The 20,601-nt window shown below is 38.9% G+C and carries 16 protein-coding genes; 3 read left to right on the top strand and 13 right to left on the bottom strand.

Translation table 11 applies throughout. The annotated features are described in order from the left end of the window. Positions 1-21 precede the first annotated feature (21 nt). The 5 genes from malQ to HMPREF1135_RS11010 all read right to left on the bottom strand — a co-directional run bounded on the left by malQ (position 22) and on the right by HMPREF1135_RS11010 (position 6,687). Positions 22-1,515: a 4-alpha-glucanotransferase gene (gene malQ, locus HMPREF1135_RS11030; protein ID WP_007595176.1), complete on the bottom strand. Its 1,494-nt coding sequence runs from the start codon at positions 1,513-1,515 to the stop codon at positions 22-24. Positions 1,516-1,591: 76 nt separating this feature from the next. After that, positions 1,592-2,452 carry a carbohydrate ABC transporter permease gene (locus tag HMPREF1135_RS11025; protein ID WP_007595175.1) on the bottom strand — a complete coding sequence of 287 codons (861 nt, stop codon included), beginning with the start codon at positions 2,450-2,452 and terminating at the stop codon, positions 1,592-1,594. Further along, a complete protein-coding gene (locus HMPREF1135_RS11020) occupies positions 2,452-3,489 on the bottom strand; it encodes a carbohydrate ABC transporter permease (RefSeq protein ID WP_007595174.1) in 1,038 nt (345 codons plus the stop codon). The genes HMPREF1135_RS11025 and HMPREF1135_RS11020 overlap by 1 nt, the downstream gene beginning before the upstream one ends. A 124-nt stretch (positions 3,490-3,613) precedes the next feature. Next, complete coding sequence (locus HMPREF1135_RS11015; protein ID WP_007595172.1) at positions 3,614-4,966, bottom strand: ABC transporter substrate-binding protein; 1,353 nt, start codon at positions 4,964-4,966, stop codon at positions 3,614-3,616. A 56-nt stretch (positions 4,967-5,022) separates the two neighbouring features. Then, the gene (locus tag HMPREF1135_RS11010; RefSeq protein WP_007595171.1) at positions 5,023-6,687 is read right to left on the bottom strand and encodes a glycoside hydrolase family 13 protein; all 1,665 of its coding nucleotides are present in this window, start codon (positions 6,685-6,687) and stop codon (positions 5,023-5,025) included. Positions 6,688-6,932: 245 nt separating this feature from the next. Here HMPREF1135_RS11010 and HMPREF1135_RS11005 point away from each other — a divergent pair, with 245 nt between their 5' ends. From HMPREF1135_RS11005 to HMPREF1135_RS10995, 3 genes are all read left to right on the top strand, one after another. After that, positions 6,933-8,045 (top strand): ABC transporter ATP-binding protein, encoded by a 1,113-nt coding sequence (locus tag HMPREF1135_RS11005; protein ID WP_007595169.1) that lies wholly within the window; start codon positions 6,933-6,935, stop codon positions 8,043-8,045. Positions 8,046-8,139: 94 nt separating this feature from the next. Beyond that, on the top strand, positions 8,140-8,994 hold the full coding sequence (locus HMPREF1135_RS11000; protein WP_034243522.1) for a helix-turn-helix domain-containing protein: 855 nt from the start codon (positions 8,140-8,142) through the stop codon (positions 8,992-8,994). Then, positions 8,987-9,475 (top strand): hypothetical protein, encoded by a 489-nt coding sequence (locus tag HMPREF1135_RS10995; protein ID WP_007595166.1) that lies wholly within the window; start codon positions 8,987-8,989, stop codon positions 9,473-9,475. Before HMPREF1135_RS11000 ends, HMPREF1135_RS10995 begins: the two co-directional genes overlap by 8 nt. Positions 9,476-9,522: 47 nt before the next feature. On the opposite strand, the gene HMPREF1135_RS10990 is transcribed toward HMPREF1135_RS10995, so the two are convergent. From HMPREF1135_RS10990 to HMPREF1135_RS10955, 8 genes are all read right to left on the bottom strand, one after another. Beyond that, complete coding sequence (locus HMPREF1135_RS10990) at positions 9,523-11,472, bottom strand: PTS beta-glucoside transporter subunit IIBCA (RefSeq protein ID WP_007595165.1); 1,950 nt, start codon at positions 11,470-11,472, stop codon at positions 9,523-9,525. Positions 11,473-11,734: 262 nt separating this feature from the next. Next, complete coding sequence (locus HMPREF1135_RS10985) at positions 11,735-12,631, bottom strand: sugar ABC transporter substrate-binding protein (protein ID WP_007595164.1); 897 nt, start codon at positions 12,629-12,631, stop codon at positions 11,735-11,737. Further along, positions 12,628-13,338, bottom strand: coding sequence for a response regulator transcription factor (locus HMPREF1135_RS10980; RefSeq protein WP_007595162.1), 711 nt, complete (start codon positions 13,336-13,338; stop codon positions 12,628-12,630). Before HMPREF1135_RS10980 ends, HMPREF1135_RS10985 begins: the two co-directional genes overlap by 4 nt. An 18-nt stretch (positions 13,339-13,356) precedes the next feature. After that, on the bottom strand, positions 13,357-15,081 hold the full coding sequence (locus HMPREF1135_RS10975) for a cache domain-containing sensor histidine kinase (RefSeq protein ID WP_007595160.1): 1,725 nt from the start codon (positions 15,079-15,081) through the stop codon (positions 13,357-13,359). A gap of 161 nt (positions 15,082-15,242) precedes the next feature. Next, positions 15,243-16,289, bottom strand: coding sequence for a substrate-binding domain-containing protein (locus HMPREF1135_RS10970; protein WP_007595158.1), 1,047 nt, complete (start codon positions 16,287-16,289; stop codon positions 15,243-15,245). Positions 16,290-16,362: 73 nt separating this feature from the next. Beyond that, entirely contained in the window at positions 16,363-17,358 is a 996-nt protein-coding gene (locus HMPREF1135_RS10965; protein WP_007595156.1) for an ABC transporter permease, read from the bottom strand. Positions 17,359-17,360: 2 nt separating this feature from the next. Beyond that, positions 17,361-18,890 carry a sugar ABC transporter ATP-binding protein gene (locus tag HMPREF1135_RS10960; RefSeq protein WP_007595154.1) on the bottom strand — a complete coding sequence of 510 codons (1,530 nt, stop codon included), beginning with the start codon at positions 18,888-18,890 and terminating at the stop codon, positions 17,361-17,363. 249 nt (positions 18,891-19,139) lie between these two features. Beyond that, complete coding sequence (locus tag HMPREF1135_RS10955) at positions 19,140-20,498, bottom strand: MATE family efflux transporter (protein ID WP_007595152.1); 1,359 nt, start codon at positions 20,496-20,498, stop codon at positions 19,140-19,142. Positions 20,499-20,601: the final 103 nt, after the last annotated feature.

Below are 20,601 nucleotides of genomic sequence, written 5' to 3'. Positions count from 1 at the left end.
TGGAATTATTAAACCAACCTCTCACCCTCTACCATATAACTCTGTCAGATACTTGATATTCTTCCAGGTATTCTCATCTATCTCATTCTCTGTAAGTCTGAACATCCAGTTCTTACCTATTGTGGAAGGTGTGTTCATTCTGTACCTGTGGTCATAGTGAAGATAGTCCTGTATAGGTATAATGCAGGTATCCGAGACACTTCCCATTGCCGCTCTGATAAGTGCATCACAGACTTCAGTCTTCTTGTCGGACTTCTTTAAATTAAAGTATGCAAGCACCATATCATACTCTTTTTCCGTAATATCATCAAGCCATCCCATCACAGTCTCATTGTCATGAGTTCCGGTGTATACCACGCTGTTTCTTGTATAATTGTGAGGTAAGTAGTCATTTGCGCTTCCCGTATCTCTGGAATCGAAAGCAAATTCAAGGACTTTCATTCCGGGATAGCCGCTGTCGTTTACAAGTCTTCTTACACTGTCCGTCACATATCCAAGATCCTCCGCTATAAGCTTACAGTCACCAAGTCTTTCCCTTATCTTATTGAAAAGTTCAATACCCGGACCCTTCTCCCAGTGACCGCCTGCCGCAGTCTCATTCTCTGCAGGGATGGAATAGTATTCATCAAATCCTCTGAAATGATCTATTCTGATAACATCATAGTTTTCAAAATTTTTTCCAAGTCTCTTTATCCACCATTTATATCCTGTATCTCTGTGATATCCCCAATTATAAAGCGGATTTCCCCAAAGCTGTCCGTCAGGAGCAAAACCGTCAGGCGGACAACCTGCCACCGCTACAGCCTTACCCTCTTCATCCATCTGGAACAGCTCTCTGTGCGCCCAGGTGTCCGCACTGTCCATAGCCACATAAATCGGAATATCGCCGATAATCTCTATACCGTTTTCATTGGCATATGCTTTTAATTTCTTCCACTGTTCATCAAATTTATATTGTAGGAACTGATAAAATTCTATATCAAAGTAAAGCTTCTCCCTATAATAATTGATAGCATAATCATATCTTTCTCTTATATCCTTAGGCCAGGTACTAAAAGGCTCTCCGTTAAAATAGTCTTTAATCGCCATAAAGAGTGCATAATCCCAGAGCCATTTGGAATTCTCATAAACAAAATCTGCAAATTTATCATCTTCATAAACTTTAGCTCTCTCATATGCCTTATGTAAAAGATCAAATCTGCCGTCATAAAGCTTTTTATAGTCCACTCTCTTTAAGTCTGTACCGAAATCTACACCGTCACATTCCTTTTTGGTCAAAAGTCCTTCTTCTATAAGCTGTTCAAGATCTATAAAGTACGGATTTCCTGCAAATGTAGAAAATGACTGGTATGGCGAATCTCCGTATCCTGTGGCTCCAAGAGGCAGTATCTGCCAGAATGATTGCTTTGCCTCTTTTAACTTGTCAACAAAGTGATATGCAGCTTTTCCAAAACTTCCTATTCCATATTTACCGGGAAGGCTGCTTATATGAAGTAATATTCCACTTTTTCTCATTTTCTCCTCCTTATTTTTTAAGCCATGCAAAATCGGATTCGCATGGCTCATATTTAGGGTTTACCCATTTAAAATCTTATTTAATAGCTCCGTCTACCATTCCCTGAATAATCTGCTTTTGAGCAATCAGGAATAATAATACTATAGGAATCATAGCAAGGAATGCGGCGCTAAGAATCAAATCCCACTGCTTTACATAAGAGCCTACAAAGCTGCTTACCGCGATAGGCAGTGTTTTAATCTTACCGTTAAGTCCAAGCATAATGGACGGAAGCAAATAGTCATTCCATATCCACAACCCGTTCAGTATAAGAACCGTCATCTGTACCGGACGAAGAAGAGGCATTATTATTCTGAAGAATGTGCCTTCAGGAGAGCAACCGTCAATCCATGCAGCCTCCTCAAGCTCCTTTGGAATACCCTTTATAAATCCGTGCAATACAAATATTGACATGGAACCTCCAAAGCCGAGGTAAGCAAATACTACACCCTTATAGCTTGAAAGCATCTGTATTCCTGTAAAGTTTCCTATATTCTTGAAAACTGTAAGTATAGGAAGCATAACTACCTGGAAAGGAATAACCATAGCCGCTACAAACATCATAAAGATGAAGTTTGACCAACCCTCTTTATGATGTCGGCTGAGTACCCATGCAGCCATTGATGAGAACAATGTCAAAAGCACAAGTGAAACCACTGTAATTATCAAAGAGCTTCTGAAAGAGCTCCAATAACTGAAGTTGTCATTGTTTATAACACCCTTAAAGTTTGCAAGCATCTGTCCCCAGTTCTTAGGTAAAGATATAGGACTTATTACTATATCCGCACTGGTTTTTGCAGAGTTTATAATTACCAGGAAGAAAGGGCATAGTATAAAGAATGCGATAATAAAGCCTATAATACTGCCGATTAAATTTCTTGTTTTCTGTGCCTTCATTATAACTCTACCTCCCTCTTCTTACTGATTGCAACCTGTGTCAAAGATACTGCTGCAAGTATTATAAAGAATACAACCGCCTTGGTCTGACCAAGAGCATAATTGTTCTTTCTGATAGCTGTATTATAAATATTAAGAGCCAAAAGCTCTGTAGCCTGAATAATCTTCGGTCCCATAATACGGCTCGGTGCACCGTTTGTTATCGCAAGGTTTAAGTCAAACTGCTTAAATGAGTTTACCAATGTAAGGAATATACATACTGTAAATGTATTTGCAATCATCGGTATTTTTATTTTAAACAGTGTTGTAAGTGCTGAAGCTCCATCAACACCGGATGCCTCAAGTACATCCTTCGGTACAGTCTGAAGACCTGTAAGATAAATAAGCATTATATATCCGGCATACTGCCATGTATTTACTATCAAAATCGCAAGCAGTGCAAGGTTGGCATCTGTAAGCATTGACAATGAACCTGCAAATATCGTTGTAAATACCTTATTGAAGATAAATTGCCATACATAACCGAGTACAAGACCACCAATCAGGTTCGGTAAAAAGTAAGCTGAACGGAAAAATGATGTACCCTTTATCTTTGATGAGCATACAAGTGCCAGCACAAATCCGACAACATTAACCAAAACCATATTTATAACTGTATATATAAGTGTAATTACAAATGAATATACATAGTCCGACTGCTTAAACATTGTAATGTAATTTTCAAATCCGACAAATCTTGTAACCTGTATTCCGTTCCAATCTGTAAATGAATATATAATACCCAAAATAAACGGAATTATAACCGTCACTGCAAAAGTAAATACCATCGGAAATAAAAATACCATATTTACTATCTTTGTGTGCTTCTTATGTGGCATTTTAAATACGCCCAATATGAGTAAAATAACACCCAAAATAAGTATATATCCTCTAAGCTCTCCTGTAGCCCCGGTCAAGTCTAAAATCAATGCATAAATTGTAAGTATTGCTCCAAGAGCCAGCATTGCCAAAGGAATTATTTTCTTATCTGTATTCAATTTTCACTCCTTTCAATAAACTTAGTTTAAAAAATCTTTCTATAAAAAAATGGCGACTTTAAAAAGTCGCCATCAAAACTTCAAAGACTCGCTGTTCTATAATTTGCGAAGCATTTTAAAAATATTATTTCTTATTGTTTGCTATGTAGTCAGCCATTGTTGACTTCATCAAAGTTACAAAATCATCTCTTGTAATGCTTCCCTTTGCAAATGAATCAAATACAAGTCCAAGTGCGTTCTGTGCAAGTCCTTCAGGCATATTTGACCATGCCCATGAAGATGTCTCACCTGCATCTACATACTTCTTAAGGCTAACCGCAAGTGGAGTCTCAGGCTCTATTGTACTTGTCTTATATGGTGAAATCATACCTGCTTCTTTTACAAGAATCTCCTGTGCATCAGGATCTGTAGCAAGGAAGTCAAGGAAAGCCTTAGCACCTTCTACATTCTTACCGTCCTTATATACACACCACCATGACGGGCAGTCAGCAAGGATTCTTGTCATATCTGACTTTGTGAAAGCAAGCGGTAAAAGACCTGCCTTAAATGACACATTGTATGTTGGGAGTGAAGGATCAATCCAGTTACCCTGTGTAATAAATGCTGTCTTACCCTGTGCCCAAAGTGCCAACTGGTCATCATATGTTCCTGAAACAAGTACCTGTGGATCTGCATACTTGAAAAGAAGCTCTGTCATATCGGCAAACTCACCAAGTCTCTCATCATCAAGCTCACCCTTCATTGCCATATCAAAATACTTGTTGTCGCCTCTCTCAAGACCACCTGTATAGTAATAACCGAATAAGTGGTTACCTGTTGACCAATACATCTGTCCTGCCTCTGCGGCAACTGATGCTACAGCCTGAATACCAAGCTCATCCTTCATGCCGTCAAGCTTCTCAAAAGCGGCCTTGAAAGCATCATAGTTTTTAAGTGTTGCAGGATCGATACCTGCCTTCTCCAAGATATCGGCATTGTATGTGATTCCATATCCCTCTACTGCATATGGGAAACCTACAACCTTACCTGTTGTCTTATCCTTGTAAGCAAAGTCCGTATTCTTTGCAAACTCTGTATCGCTAAGATCCGCAACCATATCTGTCCAGTTAGCGTAATCTCCGTCACCACCGATAACGAACAAATCAGGCATATTGTCGGCAGCCTTGTAGCTCTTTATCTGACCCTGGATATCAACACCGCCACCAAGTGACTCGATAACAACTTCCTGTCCGGTCTTCTCTTTGAACTTCTCTGCAGCCTTCTTTAACTGCGCATCGATCTCAATCTTACCGTTGATAAGTCTAAGGGCATCTCCGCTTGCAGCACTGTCGGCCTTGCTCTCGCCTGCCTTAGTCTCTGCAGCACTGCTCTGATTATCTGCACCGCCGTCGCTCTTTGCAGCACCTGAACCGCAACCTGCCAAGATAGCAGATACGGCTAAAACACCTGCCGCAACACTCAAGAATCTTTTTTTCATTTTATTCTCCTCCATTGAGTATCTTTATTATATTTGTCAACATTTTATCACGTTTTTCATGTATTTTCAAGTAATAAAACAGTCACCTCATATGGCTTTAATATGCCGTCTTTCCTGGCATCTCTGTTATAATTTGATATCAGAACCTCGGCATTTTCATAGCCTTGGAAGTCAAATTTTTGCTCGCTCTTACTGAAGTTGCACACTGTTAAAAGTTTCTTTCCGTCAAGACTTCTTACATATGCAAAAATATTTTCATCTTCCGGAAGTAAGAGTTCATAATTTCCGTATACTATTATCTCATTTTCTTTTCTGAGTCTGATGAGTTTCTTATAATAGTTAAATACGGAGTCTTCTCTCTTTAACTGATCCGCCACATTGATCTTTTTATAGTTCGGATTAACGGCTATCCAAGGTGTTCCTGTAGTAAAACCTGCATTCTCGCTTGCATCCCACTGCATAGGAGTTCTTGCATTGTCTCTGCTCTTGTGTGCAATCTTCGGGAACATATCTTCCTTAGTATATAGACCGCTCTCTATAAGCTCCCTATATGCATTGATTGATTCAAGGTCTCTGAAATCGTCTACAGACTTGAACACGGTATTTGTCATACCGAGCTCCTCACCCTGATATACATAAGGTGTACCCTGCATCATATGTAGACAGGTAGCTATGCACTTTGCAGAAACCTCTCTGAACTCGTCACTGTCATCACCAAGCCTTGATACGATTCTCGGCTGGTCATGATTACAAAAATATAAGCTGTTCCATGCCACTTCATCAAGTCCCAGCTGCCACTTTGTAAGATTCTCCTTTAAAGGTACAAGCGGGATGTGCTTTGTTGACCATTTGAAGTCTCCTTCACCGTCAAGCCCCATATGTTCAAACTGGAATACCATGTTGAGCTCACTGCCCTCACTGTTTGCATACTTTTTCGCCTCATCAAGCGTAACGCCTGCAGTCTCTCCGACAGTCATAATATCAAACTTTGAAAGCACCTTTTCATTCATCTCTTTGAGATAATCATGTACCTTAGGTCCGTTTGCACAGATGTTCATATCTCCGTAAAGTCCGACTACCTTTGCATCAGGATATCCTTCAGGCTTTGATATAAGACTTATAACATCCATTCTGAAACCATCGATGCCCTTTTCGCACCATCTTGTCATCATATCAAATACTTCTTTTCTGACCTTAGGATTTTCCCAATTCAAATCCGGCTGCTTTACAGAGAAAAGATGCAGATAATACATATCCGTTTTCTCATCATACTTCCATGCCGGGCCGGAGAATGCGGAACCCCAGTTGGTAGGCTCTTTACCGTCTTTGCCTTCCTTCCAGATATAATAATCCCTCTTTTCATTATCCTTTGAACTGCGGCTCTCCACAAACCATGGATGCTCATCCGATGTATGATTTACCACAAGGTCCATCACTATCTTGATGCCTCTCTCATGCGCAGCGGCGAGCATCTTGTCAAAGTCGTCCATATTACCGAACTCGGTCATTATATCCTCATAATCGCTGATATCATATCCGTTGTCATCATTTGGTGACTTATATACGGGTGAGAGCCATATCACATCTATTCCAAGCTCTTTTAAATAGTCAAGTTTACTTGTAATACCGTTTAAATCGCCTATTCCGTCTCCGTTGCTGTCACAAAAGCTTCTCGGATATATCTGGTATACTACCGCTTCCTTCCACCATGCCTTCTTCATTTTCTTACCTCGCTATATTATTTACACCTATCGTATACTTCCTTTATCATATTAAGTTTTTTACGGTCGATATATTTTTCTTAGCATAGCACAATGCCGATTTTATGTAAATCATATAGGGCACTTTTTCAATTCGTTATTTTAACGAAAGAAGCTATGTATTTTTGGTCATGCATGCGATTGAAAGCCTACGCTTTATCTAATATACTTGAGACATAAAATTCGTATAAATTTTAGGAGGCAATATGGCTAGTTTATCATTAAAGAATATTGAAAAAGTTTATCCTAACGGTTTTAAGGCTGTTCAGGATTTCAACCTTGAAATCGCAGACAAAGAGTTCATCATCTTTGTAGGACCTTCAGGTTGTGGTAAGTCTACAACACTTCGTATGATTGCAGGACTCGAGGATATCTCAGGCGGTACACTTGAGATCGACGGCAAGGTAGTTAACGATGTTGAGCCTAAGGACAGAGATATCGCCATGGTTTTCCAGAACTATGCTCTTTATCCACATATGTCAGTATATGACAATATGGCATTCGGCCTTAAGCTTCGTAAGAGACCTAAAGATGAGATAGACAGACTTGTTCGTGAAGCTGCAAGAATACTTGACCTTGAGAAGCTCCTTGACAGAAAGCCAAAGGCTCTTTCAGGCGGTCAGAGACAGAGAGTTGCGATGGGACGTGCTATCGTTCGTAATCCTAAGGTATTCCTTATGGATGAGCCTCTTTCAAACCTTGATGCAAAACTTAGAGTACAGATGCGTATCGAGATTTCAAAGCTTCATCAGAGACTCGGTGCTACTATCATCTACGTTACTCATGACCAGACAGAGGCTATGACACTCGGTACAAGAATCGTAGTTATGAAGGACGGTATTGTACAGCAGGTTGATTCTCCTGCAAATCTTTACAATGCTCCTTGCAATCTCTTCGTTGCAGGATTCATCGGTTCACCACAGATGAACTTCATGGATGCAGTTGTTGAGAACAGAGGTGAGGATGTATTCTTAAAGGTCGGAGCAAATACACTTAAGCTTCCTATCTCAAAGATTGCCAAGTTCAAAGACGGTTCTTACAACGGTAAGACTGTAGTAATAGGTATTCGTCCTGAGGATATGCATGATTCCGAGCTCTTTATCAACAGCTCACCTGACAGCGTTATCGAATCCGATATCAAAGTTTATGAGCTCTTAGGTGCAGAAGTATTCCTATACTTTGATGTAGAAGGCTTCCAGATGACAGCAAGAGTAAATCCAAGAACAAATCTTAGAACAGGCGACCATGCCAAGTTCGCTCTTGATATGGAAAAGGTTCATATCTTTGATAAGGAAACAGAGCTTACAATTACAAACTAATTTGTTTTTATGATAAGGGGGTAATTATTACCCCTTTATTTTATTATGGCAAAATGCTTTTGACCAAGTCATTATTTAAAGCTATAATATGCTTATGAATAATGACTTTAAAAACGAATTAAATAAAATATATAAACTGACGGGAATAAAGCTTCGTATTGAGAATGAAGATGAAATAGATCTTATAGATTTAAAAAAACTTTCCGCTGCATACAAGGAGAAATATTCAAGTGCAAATCTTCTTTTGAATATACTTAGCGGCTTTTATCCCTATAAGGAACAGGTAAACGCCATAAAGGCACTGGGTATAAAACCTGAAACCAAAATGCGCCTGTATCTTATATATGTGCCGACAAAAGTCGATGATAATATTACAAAGATAATCACCTCACTATATCCCGGAAAGAGCTCCGAATATCTTTGTATAACGGATTCCACTCATATATGCTTTTTATATCTTGGCGAAGACAATATTGCACACCCTCTTATAGATGTTATAGAGACGGAAGGAATGACCGGAGCATATATTGCATATAGTGATATATTTACCGATTTATCTCTTTTGACAAAGGAATATTCAGAGCTCAGTCAGGCCCTGACTATAAGCCGGATCTTTTATTCGGACAAAAAAATAATCGGTCCCGGTGATCTTGGAGCCGGTGAGCTTATTTATAATATTCCGAAATCCGTATGTGAAAAGTTTCTGAAAAATCATATAGGTGAAGTAATAGATGATGATACAATGCAGCTTGTGAATACTTTTATTCGTCACAATTTAAGTATTGCGGAAACCGCAAGATATATGCATATGCATAGAAATACTCTTGTTTACAGAATAGAGCAAATAGAAAAAAAATACGGTATTGATATAAAGACCTTTGAAGGTGCAAATATATTTAATACCGCCATACTTATTACAAATTTTTTGAAGGTGAAAAACAATGAATGATACATTTTATGAATTACTTATAAAAAAGAATAAACCTGATACTACAGCAATTATTCTCTCGGCAGTCAATATTGTTGCAATAGTATTCACACTTATACTCTCACTATATATCCAGTTTGCCCTAATACTTGCCGTAGGACTCGGTTTTGTATTTTATTATATGGTTTATCCGAGAATATCCGTAGAGTATGAATATTCTTTATTGAATGCCGATCTGACTATTGATGCTATATACAATAAGACAAAGAGAAAGAATGTACTTAATGTCGATCTTAAGACATTGGAAACAGCTTTCCCTACTTCATCACCTAAGATGAACGGCCAAAGAAACGGTAAGAAAACAGACTGCTCCACAGGAGATATGGCATCTTCCTATTGTCTTATCTTCCCGAATAACGGTGAGAATATTTTGCTGTTTGTCACACCTGATGATCATATGCTCGATATGATAAAGCGTGTAGCTCCGAGGGCATTTATGTAAAAAGAGGTTGTCGAAAAATAATTTCGACAGCCTCTTTTATTATAATACTATTTTACTGCAGTCAACACTTTATCACCCACTGACACATCCCCAAAAGGAGCGCAAGTTACATCACTGTATTCAAAACTGTTTGTTACAAGTACAGGTGTGGTCATAAGATATCCGGCCTCTGAAATTGCTTTTGAGTCAAACTTCATAAGTGCCTGACCCTTCTTTATCTTATCTCCGTTTGCAACCAATGCTTCAAAATGCTTTCCGCCAAGTTCAACCGTATTTACACCTACATGCACTATAAGCTCCACACCGTTATCAAGCTTCATACCTACAGCATGTCCCATAAGGGCGATTACAGTACCGTCATCAGGTGCATATACAGTATCACCGTCAGGTATAATACATATACCCTTTCCAAGTATTCCTGCTATAAAAGTCTCATCCTTGGTCTCTTCCATAGAAACTATCTTTCCGCTAAGCGGTGATTCAACTTCTACAGGTGCATTCTCATCCTTCTTAATCTCTACTCTTACTCCTGTATCCACTTCTGCAGAATTTACACTTCCAAGAGCTTTGGCATTCTTATTTTCTTTCACAGGTTCAGTAGCAAGATTTGCATCTATCAGGCTTGACGGAGTAAGTACCCAGCTTGCCGCAAATGCAACCGCCATTGATATAATAAACATCAGTATATATCCTACAGGATTTGAGAGTGTAAGTAAAATTCCGAATATTCCGGTAACACCTGTTCCTGTTGCTCCAAGCTTAATAATGGAAACAAACATAGCACCTACAGCACCTCCGAGGCATCCTGCAAGGAAAGGTCTGAAGAATCTGAGGTTAACACCGAATATAGCCGGCTCCGTTATACCCATAAATGCTGAAAGTGATGAAGGGAAACAAAGGCTCTTTATCTTAGGATCCTTTGACTTAACAGCTATTGCAAGACAAGCACCGCCCTGTGCTATATTGGCTGCAGATGCAAGAGGTAACCAGTAGGTTACACCGTATTTTGCAATCTGTCCGAGGTCTATAATGGTATACATATGATGAATACCCATAACAACCGTAGGAGCATACAAAGCACCCATTATAAATGAACCGATTCCAAGAGGTATTGCTATAAGAAGCTGTACCGCATTTAAAAATCCGTTCTCAACAAACACAAATACCGGTCCGATAGCTGCAAGTGCAAGATAACCTGTTGCAAATACCGAAACAAGAGGTGTAACAAACAAATCAAACATTGCAGGTACAACTTTGTGAAGTCTCTTCTCTATCTGACACATTACCCACACCGATATCATAATCGGAATAACATGTCCCTGGTATCCTACCATCTTGATTTTCCAAAGACCGAAAAATACACTTTGAGTTGCTATATCTGTAGCCGTTGCCACATTCCATGCGTTTGTAAGATTCGGATGAATCATTATCATACCGATAACCGCACCAAGATACTGATTTCCACCAAATACTCCCGCTGCCGAATATCCTATAAGTATAGGCAGGAATATGTAGGCAATATTAGAAAACAGATTTGCAAACACATATATTGATGATGAAGTATCAATATTCAAAAATCCGTTAGCCACCATGAAGTCCAATGCATTCATGATTCCCATCAAAAATCCTGAAGCAACGATTGCAGGTATTATCGGAACAAAAATATCTCCAAGAGTCTTTATAAATCTCTGAAATATATTTGTATTGGCTGCAGCAGCCGCCTTAGCCTCTTCTTTTGTAGCTCCGGATATTCCGGCCACTTGTATGAACTCATCATAAACCTTATCTACAGTACCTGTACCGTAGATGATTTGTAACTGTCCTGAAGCTTCAAACACGCCTTTTACACCGTCAATGTTTTCAATGGTCTTTTTGTCAACCTTACCGTTATCAACAATTACAAGACGTAATCTTGTAGCACAATGTGCGGCTGAAGCAATATTTGAACTTCCTCCTATCGCCGCCAGTACTTCTGTGGCGGATTTGCGATAATCCATAGATATCCTCCATATTCTAAACTATCATTTTTCTTAAATTTCTTTGTATATTATAAATTAAATAAATCCGTAACGCAATCTTACACAACGACCACATATACAACTTGCTGTTTTGTATATTATTTTCATGTTTTTATTAATTTATTTTGTTGCTTTATATTTAAGTTTTATTTTCAATATATCTGTAACAAAAAAAATGAATTATAAATAAACCTTTATTTATTCTAAATTTACATTTTGATTGAATACAGGTATTATCAGCTTACATCCCCCCTATTTCAATCTTTTTTTCAACTTCTTTTCCAAGATACAGCTCTTCTCCCACATCAAGTATTTTCTTTGCCATGCTGTTATATACTACCCAATGAAAGTCTCCGTCACTAATCTTATTTATACTCATCTCATTATCTATGCCGTAAAATTCCATATCAAAATTTCTGAATTTTACAGCCGCCAGATATGCACCGTATAATGTCTGTGAACTCAGCCCCGCCACCGCTTTTATACCTGTATTTGAAATAAGAAAATATTTCATGGCTCTCTCCGCCTCGTCTCTGTTTTGTCCGACTTCAAGTATCGTCAAGCTTTCTCTCTGCTCCTTAGTAAGACCGGCTAAAAAAGCTTCCTCCCTTTGTCTGCTTACAGGATCATAATCAGGACCTCTAAGCAGTAAAATTCCATCAGAATGTTCATTAAAAATCATATGACTCAGAGCTCTTCCGCCCCAAATGCCGTCATACTCCATATACACACTGCCTGCATCAAAAAATTTCGGATTTTCCAAGATAATCACCGGCATATTTAGTTCCTTTATAGCCTCTCTTACCGCTTCCGAATCTATCGGTGAAATGACCATCACATCCACACCGTAGGCAGCCAGCTGCTTAATATCCTTACATTGTTGCAGGAAATCTCCTCCCGCTTCTTTCATTATCATATTAAGATCACGATTCTTCATTTCAGAATGTAATTCTTCCATCAAAGCTCCATGTGAAGGATTCTCCACCTCAGGCAAGCTAAGTCCTATCAGGCAGGAGTATGATTCCACCTTTTCATAAGTTTCACCGTATAATTTTTCCGATAAAAACAATCCTAAAATGCAAACAAGTATAAAAGCTAAAAGTATCAGCTCTTTTGGACGGGCAAGAATCTTTCTCATACTCCTCCTCCGTATTGCTTCGGTGATTTCCCCATATACTGTTTAAATACCGTTGAGAAGTAATGCTGGTTTGCAAATCCCACCATATCGGCAACCGCATTTACGGAATACTCTCCGGTCTCTAAAAGTTCAGCCGCTCTTTGAATCCTAAGCTTTACCAGCCACTGTGAAAAAGGCAGTCCCGTTTCTTCCTTCAGCTTATGTGAAAGATAATCAGGACTTACAAAAAGCTTTTCCGCCGCATATTTTAAGTCCATATCTCTGTTTGTATATTGCTCTTTTAAAAGTTCCAAACAGTCCGACACAAAACCTTTCTTCTGCTTTTTTATCTCCTTAAAAGGAACTTGCAATCTTTCAAGAACGGATTTTAACTCCTCTTCTTTGATAGGCTTTAAAAGATACTCCCTTACACCCAGAGAAATAGCCTGTCTGGCATATTCAAATTCATGAAATCCCGAGATAATAATAATGTCTGTTTTGGTCTGTTCGACTTCACGAAGCTTGCTTATAAAATCCAGTCCTGAAAGCCTAGGCATACAAATATCCGCCAGTATAATATCCGGTCCTAAAGTTTTGGCCATACTGAGGGCTTCCACTCCGTTCTTTGCTTTACCTACAATATTTAATCCAAGATCAAAGGACATAAGCATTTCTGCCAATCCTTCTCTGATCATAGGTTCATCATCCGCAATCAATACTTTTTTCATTCTCACCTCCGGGCTTTTTTACTCATCTTCTTTTAAAATCAGTAAAGTTGCCACTGTATAACCGTTTTCATCTTTTGAGTAATGCAATCCGCTACCCTTTGCAAAGCTGTGCCACAGCCTTCTTCCTACATTTTTTACACCGAATCCGCCCTTCCAGTTTTCCCAGTCATTTGCCTTTAAACAAGAGTTTAGCTGCTCCATGACCTCCTCTCCCATCTCACATCCGTTATCTCTTATCTGTATACGCATTCCTCCTCTAACCGCCTCTGCAGATATCATTATTTTTGCATGTGGATTGTCCGATTCTTTAATACCGTGATACAAACAGTTCTCAACCAATGGCTGAAGACACATCCTGAGTATAAGCTCATCTCTTATATCCGGTGAGCAGAAAATCTCATAGGAAAAAAGATCCTGATATCTCATACTTTGAATCTCCAAATAAGCCTGTATCATTTTAAGCTCCTCTTTTAAAGGAATCATCTCCTTGCCCTTGCTGAGACTTATGCGGAAAAACTCGGACATGGTTTCAATCAGATGCACTATATCCCCTGCTCCATGTTTTCTTGCCATCCAGGCAATCATATCCAAGGTATTATATAAAAAATGAGGTTTTATCTGTTCCTGCATTACCAAAAGTTCCGCTTCACGCTTTTGCTTTTGTTCAAGCTTCATCATTTCCATCAGAGTTTTAAGCTTCTCCACCATCTTATTGAAAGCATCTCCCAGGATTCTTATATCCTCTTTGGATTCTCTCTTAAATCTGACATCAAGATTTCCGTCAGAAGCCGACTGCATCAAATCCGAAAGCTCTGTTAAAGGCTTAGTTATTTCCAAAAGATAACACACCGACCATATCATAGCAGCCACAAAGCAGACTCCCGCCATAAATATTGAAATCCTGGTCATACGAAGAGGAATTTTACTTTCCTCCTCCATATCATATGCCCCTACTATCAAAAGTTTGTTATCACGAAAACGATTAAACACAAATTTATAGTTTTTATCACCGATTGAGGAAACCACAACGCCTTCATTACCTTTAAACCACTTCGGATCAACTCTATATACTATCCTGTTTACAGGACTTAGAATTATCTCTCCGCTGTCATCCATTAAAAAGAAAAAGTTTTCAGTATCGGCTTCCAGATTCTGATAGGCCTCTTTGAAATCTCCCACAGAAACATCCACCATCAGCACTCCAAGAGTCCTGTCACCCTCCTGTACCGATCTTGCAATTGAAATATAACTGTCACTGTCATAATGCTTCCAGCTTTGGAGATTTCTAAGTCCACTGTCAAAGCGGTAGGCACTTCCCTCCTGTATCGCCTGTAAAAACCAATCCTCTCCATAGAAACTTTCATGCACCGGCCTGTACATATCATTTGAGATATAATCTTCTCCGTCCCCATATACAAGGATCATATTTAAATAATCACCATGAATTTTCTCATAAGCATCAAAAATATCACGTACAGCCTGCTCACGATAGATTTTGGTTTCTTTATCTTTTGTGTAAAGACAATTTTTAATCTCTGATGTTTCCGACAGAATCTGTAATGTATCATCCACAGATTGTATCTTCACCTCAAAAGAATGCGCAAGTTGCCTTTGTAATTCTGTAATATAGCCCATCCTTGAACGGAGCATCTCTTTTTTGTAAATATAGTTTCCTGCCAAAGTCAGCATTACCGCCACAAATAAAATCATGGCCCCCTGAAATATCAGAAGATCTCTTTTCATACTACCACCTCTTATTAATTGTATCATATGAACCGTAAATTTATATCAGTTTTTAAGCACTGAATATGACAGCAAAACCGAGGATACAAAAAAGAGGAGCATATCAAAATCTGCTCCCCCTTTTTGGATTCATTATTTACTTTTAAACCGTCACGCTTTTCTTATTTTCCGCCGTATTTTGTCAAGAGCTCTTCAGCATTTTCAGGAACTACAACCTCCGACTTTAGAGTAATATTTTTCTCAAGTTCCTTGCCTTCAACGAGTAACTCATATGCACTCTGAATAGCCTCTGCACCACCTGTAGGATATACCTGTGTCATGCTGATTCTCTTATCGATAACACTCTTTATTCCACCGTCAGGAGTTGGCAAACCGTCAAATCCTACAAACATGATATCCTTCTCTCTTCCTGCCTGCTTTGCCGCGATATATGCACCCTCAGCCATAGGATCGTTTAATGCTATGAAAAGATCGATTTCCTTATTTGTCTGTAACATTTCTTCAGCCACTGTTATAGCTTTTTCTCTTAACCAGTCTGCATTGTTTACCGCAACAATCTCAACCTTAGGATTTGATGCAATACCTTCTCTAAATCCCTTATCTCTGTCGATTCCGCCTGAAGTACCCTCAAGTCCCTTGATCTCACAAACTTTTCCGCCGTCTTTTAAGAGAGTATTGGCTACATATTCTCCTGCAACCCTACCCATATCCACATTGTCGGCACCTATAAACTGAGTATATGTATCTCCGTCAATCTTACGATCCAACAGTATTACGGGAATTCCGGCTTCATAAGCTTCCTTAACTACATTTGTAAGCGGTGTTGCCTCATTTGGTGAAGTAATGATAAGATCCACTTTCTGCTGTATAAAGTTTTGAATATCCGCTATCTGCTTTGAGTTATCCTGAGCCGCATCGGCATAGATAACCTTGAATTCAGGATGCTTTTCAGCCGCCATCTTGATCTGGTCATTCATTGCCACACGCCATGGCTCACCAAGATTACACTGTGACATACCTATCACAAATTCCTTCTTCTGTGCTGTTGCCCCCTCGCTCTTACTCTCTCCGGCCTCACTCTTTGCCTCCTCGCTTTGAGCCGCTGTTGTAGAAGCACTCTGACCTCCACCGGCACAAGCAGTCAATCCGAATGCACAAACTGCCGCCAAACCGAGTCCTAACATTCTCTTAAAACCTTTTTTCATCATACGATTCTCCTTCCTATTATGTCTGTCCTTTTCAGACTGTATTTTATAATACCGTTTTCCGGTATAAAGAGTTCTAATCAGATTTTCTTTCAGATTGCATAAATACTGCAACAATTATAATAAGTCCCTTTACCATCAACTGTAAATTTGAATTGACTCCCTTAAGTCCAAGCACATTGTCAAGTAATCCGAGGATTATCGCACCTACCAAGGTGCCTATCATTGTTCCTTTTCCGCCGGCAAGTGAAGTTCCGCCTATAGCACAGGCCGCCACAGCATTGAGCTCATATCCTATACCTTCATTAGGTCCGCCCTGACTTATCTGTGCCGCATGTATCATAGCCGCTACCGCAGATAACATACTGCAAAGCATAAATGCTATTATCTTTATTCTGTCTACAGGTATACCTGCAAGATAGGACGCATTTTTGTTTCCACCGATTGCGTAAACCTTTCTTCCGAAAGATGTCTTTGAAAGCACACATTGAAAGATCAAAAGTAAGCTTATAAATATAATTACAGGTGCAGGTATCACTCCGAAGGCCTTTTCCTGCAATAATCCGAAGGCAGGAGGTGCAAATCCCTCTCCTTCACCATATGCCAAAGGAATTCCGACTCCGTTTGACCAAAATCTTGCCAAACCTCTTGCAATATTCATACTTGCAAGCGTAACTATAAAAGCCTGAAGTTTAAGCTTTGTAACACATAATCCGTTAAATAAACCGTACAGAGCGCCTATAAGTAAACTTAAAAGCACTGCCGGAAACATTCCAAGTCCGTTTCTTACCATAAGTGAGGCACAGCCCGTGGATACCAGTCCCACAATCGAACCTACAGACAGATCGATGTCTCCTAAGATAAGTATCATTGTCATACCTATGGCAATAATACCGGTTTCTGAAACTGCACGAAGTACATTCATAAGGTTTGGGACACTTAAGAATACATTTTCTCCATCCTTAATATTTATAAGTGTAGCCACCACTACTATAATTATCAGCGCAATATAGCTTTGAAATTGTTTTAAAAAACTTTCTATTTTTTGAATCTTTAATTTATCAGCATCCATGATTAAGCCTCCACTACTTCCTTTCTATTGGTGGCTGCCGCCAGTAATATTTCCTGAGTAGCCTCTTCTTTTGAAATCTCTCCTGTAAGTCTGCCTTCACAAAGAGTAATGATACGGTCACAAATTCCTATTACTTCAGGAAGTTCCGAAGATATTACCACTACAGCAAGTCCCGATGCCGCCAGCTCATTGATCAAAAGATAAATCTCCTCTTTTGCTCCTACATCTATACCTCTGGTAGGCTCATCCAGTAAAAGCACCTTAGGTTTTGTCAAAAGCCATCTTGCAAGAATTACTTTTTGCTGATTTCCTCCGGAGAGTGAACCCACAGGTACCGCCGGAGATTTGGCCTTAACACGAAGTTTTTTCATATATTCCAGCCAGTCTTTTTTCTGTTTACCGTCTCTCATAAATCCGAAGCTTGCATAGCGATCATACAAAGGCAGAGAAATATTATCTCCTATGCTTCTGCCAAGAATAAGTCCTGTTCCTTTTCTGTCCTCTGTTGCAAAAGAAATTCCTGCAGCGATAGCGTCTTTAGGTGAACGTATCTGCATTGTCTTTCCATCCATCAAAATCTCTCCGGTGGTACAAGTAGCATGCTTTCCTACGATACTCTCAAAAACTTCTGAACGCCCTGCACCTGCAAGACCTGCAATTCCAAGCACCTCACCTGATCTTACATTAAATGAAATATCCTTTAGAGAACGCTTAAAGCTTCCCTTAGGAGGAGTGAAGCTTAAATTTTTTACTTCAAGAACTACATCTCCTATTTCCACATTTCTTTTCGGATACTGATCCTCCACCGAGCGACCTACCATCATGGCAATGATTTCATCATTGTTTGTCTCACCGGCTTCCTTGGTACCTATGTACTCTCCGTCTCTCATTACACTTAGTCTGTCTGAAATTTTAAATACTTCTTCCATACGATGTGTAATATAAATAATACCGCATCCTTTTTTCTTTAATTTTTCAATCACATGGAAGAGCTTCCCCGCCTCAGGTTCACTCAGCGCCGATGTCGGCTCATCCATTACTATTATCTTTGCCTCACAGGAAATAGCCTTGGCAATCTCTACAAGTTGTTGCTCTCCGATGCGCAAATCCTTAAGCTTGGTTCTTGTATCTATCTCCCACTCAAGCATCTTTAAGCATTCCTTAGCCATATCGTGCATCTTTTTCTTTTGCACAAATCCTATGCCTGCTGTCTGCCATCTTCCCAGAAAAATATTTTCAGCAATATCAAGTTCAGGTACGATCTGCAATTCCTGATGAATCTTTACTATTCCAAGGCTTCTTGCCTGAATAGGATTTTTTATCTCTCTTTTTACACCTTCAAGTAAAATCTCACCCTCATCCGGGTGTAAAGAACCGCTAAGTACATTCATCAAAGTAGACTTTCCGGCTCCGTTCTCTCCCATTAAAGCCAGTACTTCTCCGCTCTTTAGATTCAAAGAAGCCCCCTTTAGAGCCTTTACGGCACCGAATGACTTGCTGATTTCTTTCATTTCCAATAAGTAAGATTCCATTTTACCTCCTACTATCAGTTCTTATAAATAGTACATATCTTTATATTTACTACTATTTGTTATTTACGAATTCCTTCAGATATCCTTTACTATATCCGAATTTTATCGGAAAGTATTTGCAAAAATCCAAGACATTTGTATAATTTTCCTTGCTTTAAATCGTATTTGCAGACGCAAAAAAGCCACCGGCAAAACCGATGGCAAAATGTTTTTTATATTACAATAAAATTTCATACTTATAATAATACTTTACAGATTTGCAATTTTCTGCTTATATATCTTCTTCATCAAATAGATATCCAAAAATGCACATCCAAGTTCGGCAAGAGGAATGGAATACCATACAGCCTCAAGTCCGAACATATTTGAAAGTACATATGCAAGAGGAAGTATTAAAACCAATTGTCTGAGGAATGAAGCATAGAGCGCATACATACCGTTTCCAAGAGACTGGAAGCTTGCAATAGCTATTACATCAAATGCCGCCAAAATAAAGCAAAGGCTGCATATTCTAAGAGCCGGTATTCCAAGTCTAAGCATTTCCTCGTTCGGACTGAAAAGCATCATAAGCTCTTTAGGGAAAATCCAAAAGATTGCGGTTCCTATCACCATTATTACTAAGGATGATAAAAACGAATATTTTAACACCTTCATGATTCGATCTTTATTTCTTGCTCCGTAATTGTATGCAACAATCGGTGTCATTCCATTATTTAATCCGAATATAGGCATAAATACAAAGCTTTGAAGTTTATAGTATATTCCAAGTACATTTACCGCCATATCCGAATATCTTACAAGTATTTTGTTTAACCCGAGCATCATAAGAGTTGACATGGACTGCATTGCTATTGAAGGTATTCCGACCTTATAAATATCCTTTATTATGATGAAATCAGGTTTAAATATATGCTTTCCGAAAGTTATATCAACCTCTTCATTGTATTTCATGTTAAAAACAAATGATAAAATCATCGCAACTATCTGTCCTGCCACAGTAGCTATTGCCGCACCTGCCACTCCCATTTTCGGTGCTCCAAGCAGTCCGAAAATAAGTATCGGATCCAGAATTATATTTATAATTGCTCCTATACCCTGAGTAATCATATTGTAAATAGTCTTTCCTGTAGACTGCAAAATTCTCTCATATGTAACTTCCAAAATAAGTCCGAAGGAAAATATACTTACAATTGAAAGATATGAGTATCCGAGGCTTCTTATACTATCACTGTTTGTCTGTGCATCAAAAAATGCCTTTGTACCGATTGCTCCAAATATCGCAAATGCTATAGATGCTATTATTGCAAGAAATACGGCATTATCGGCAGTCACTTTCGCCCTGTCTTTTTTTCCCTCTCCAAGCAATCTTGAAAGCAATGCATTTACACCAACTCCCGTACCTACAGATACAGCTATCATAAGTATCTGTATCGGATATGCCAAAGATACCGCCGCCAGTGCATCGGGGCTGTATCTTGCCACAAATATGCTGTCTACTATATTGTAAAGTGATTGCACCAAGAATGAGATTACCATTGGCGTACTCATAGAAAAAAGAAGTTTACCTACCGGCATAACTCCCATACGATTTTCTTTTTCCTCTATCATATCGTCTCCTAAGAATGTTTGTCTTATTATTGTACAACGTATCCCCTTAATTTTCTATGCAAAATTATTTTCTACCTATTTTATAGCTTCTATTTTTTACTTT

Origin of the sequence: Lachnoanaerobaculum sp. OBRC5-5 (assembly GCF_000296385.1) — a bacterium.
In the GTDB taxonomy this organism is placed as follows: Bacteria; Bacillota; Clostridia; order Lachnospirales; family Lachnospiraceae; genus Lachnoanaerobaculum.
Note: the sequence above shows the minus strand (reverse complement) of the source record. Positions and strands in the feature narration are given on the sequence as shown.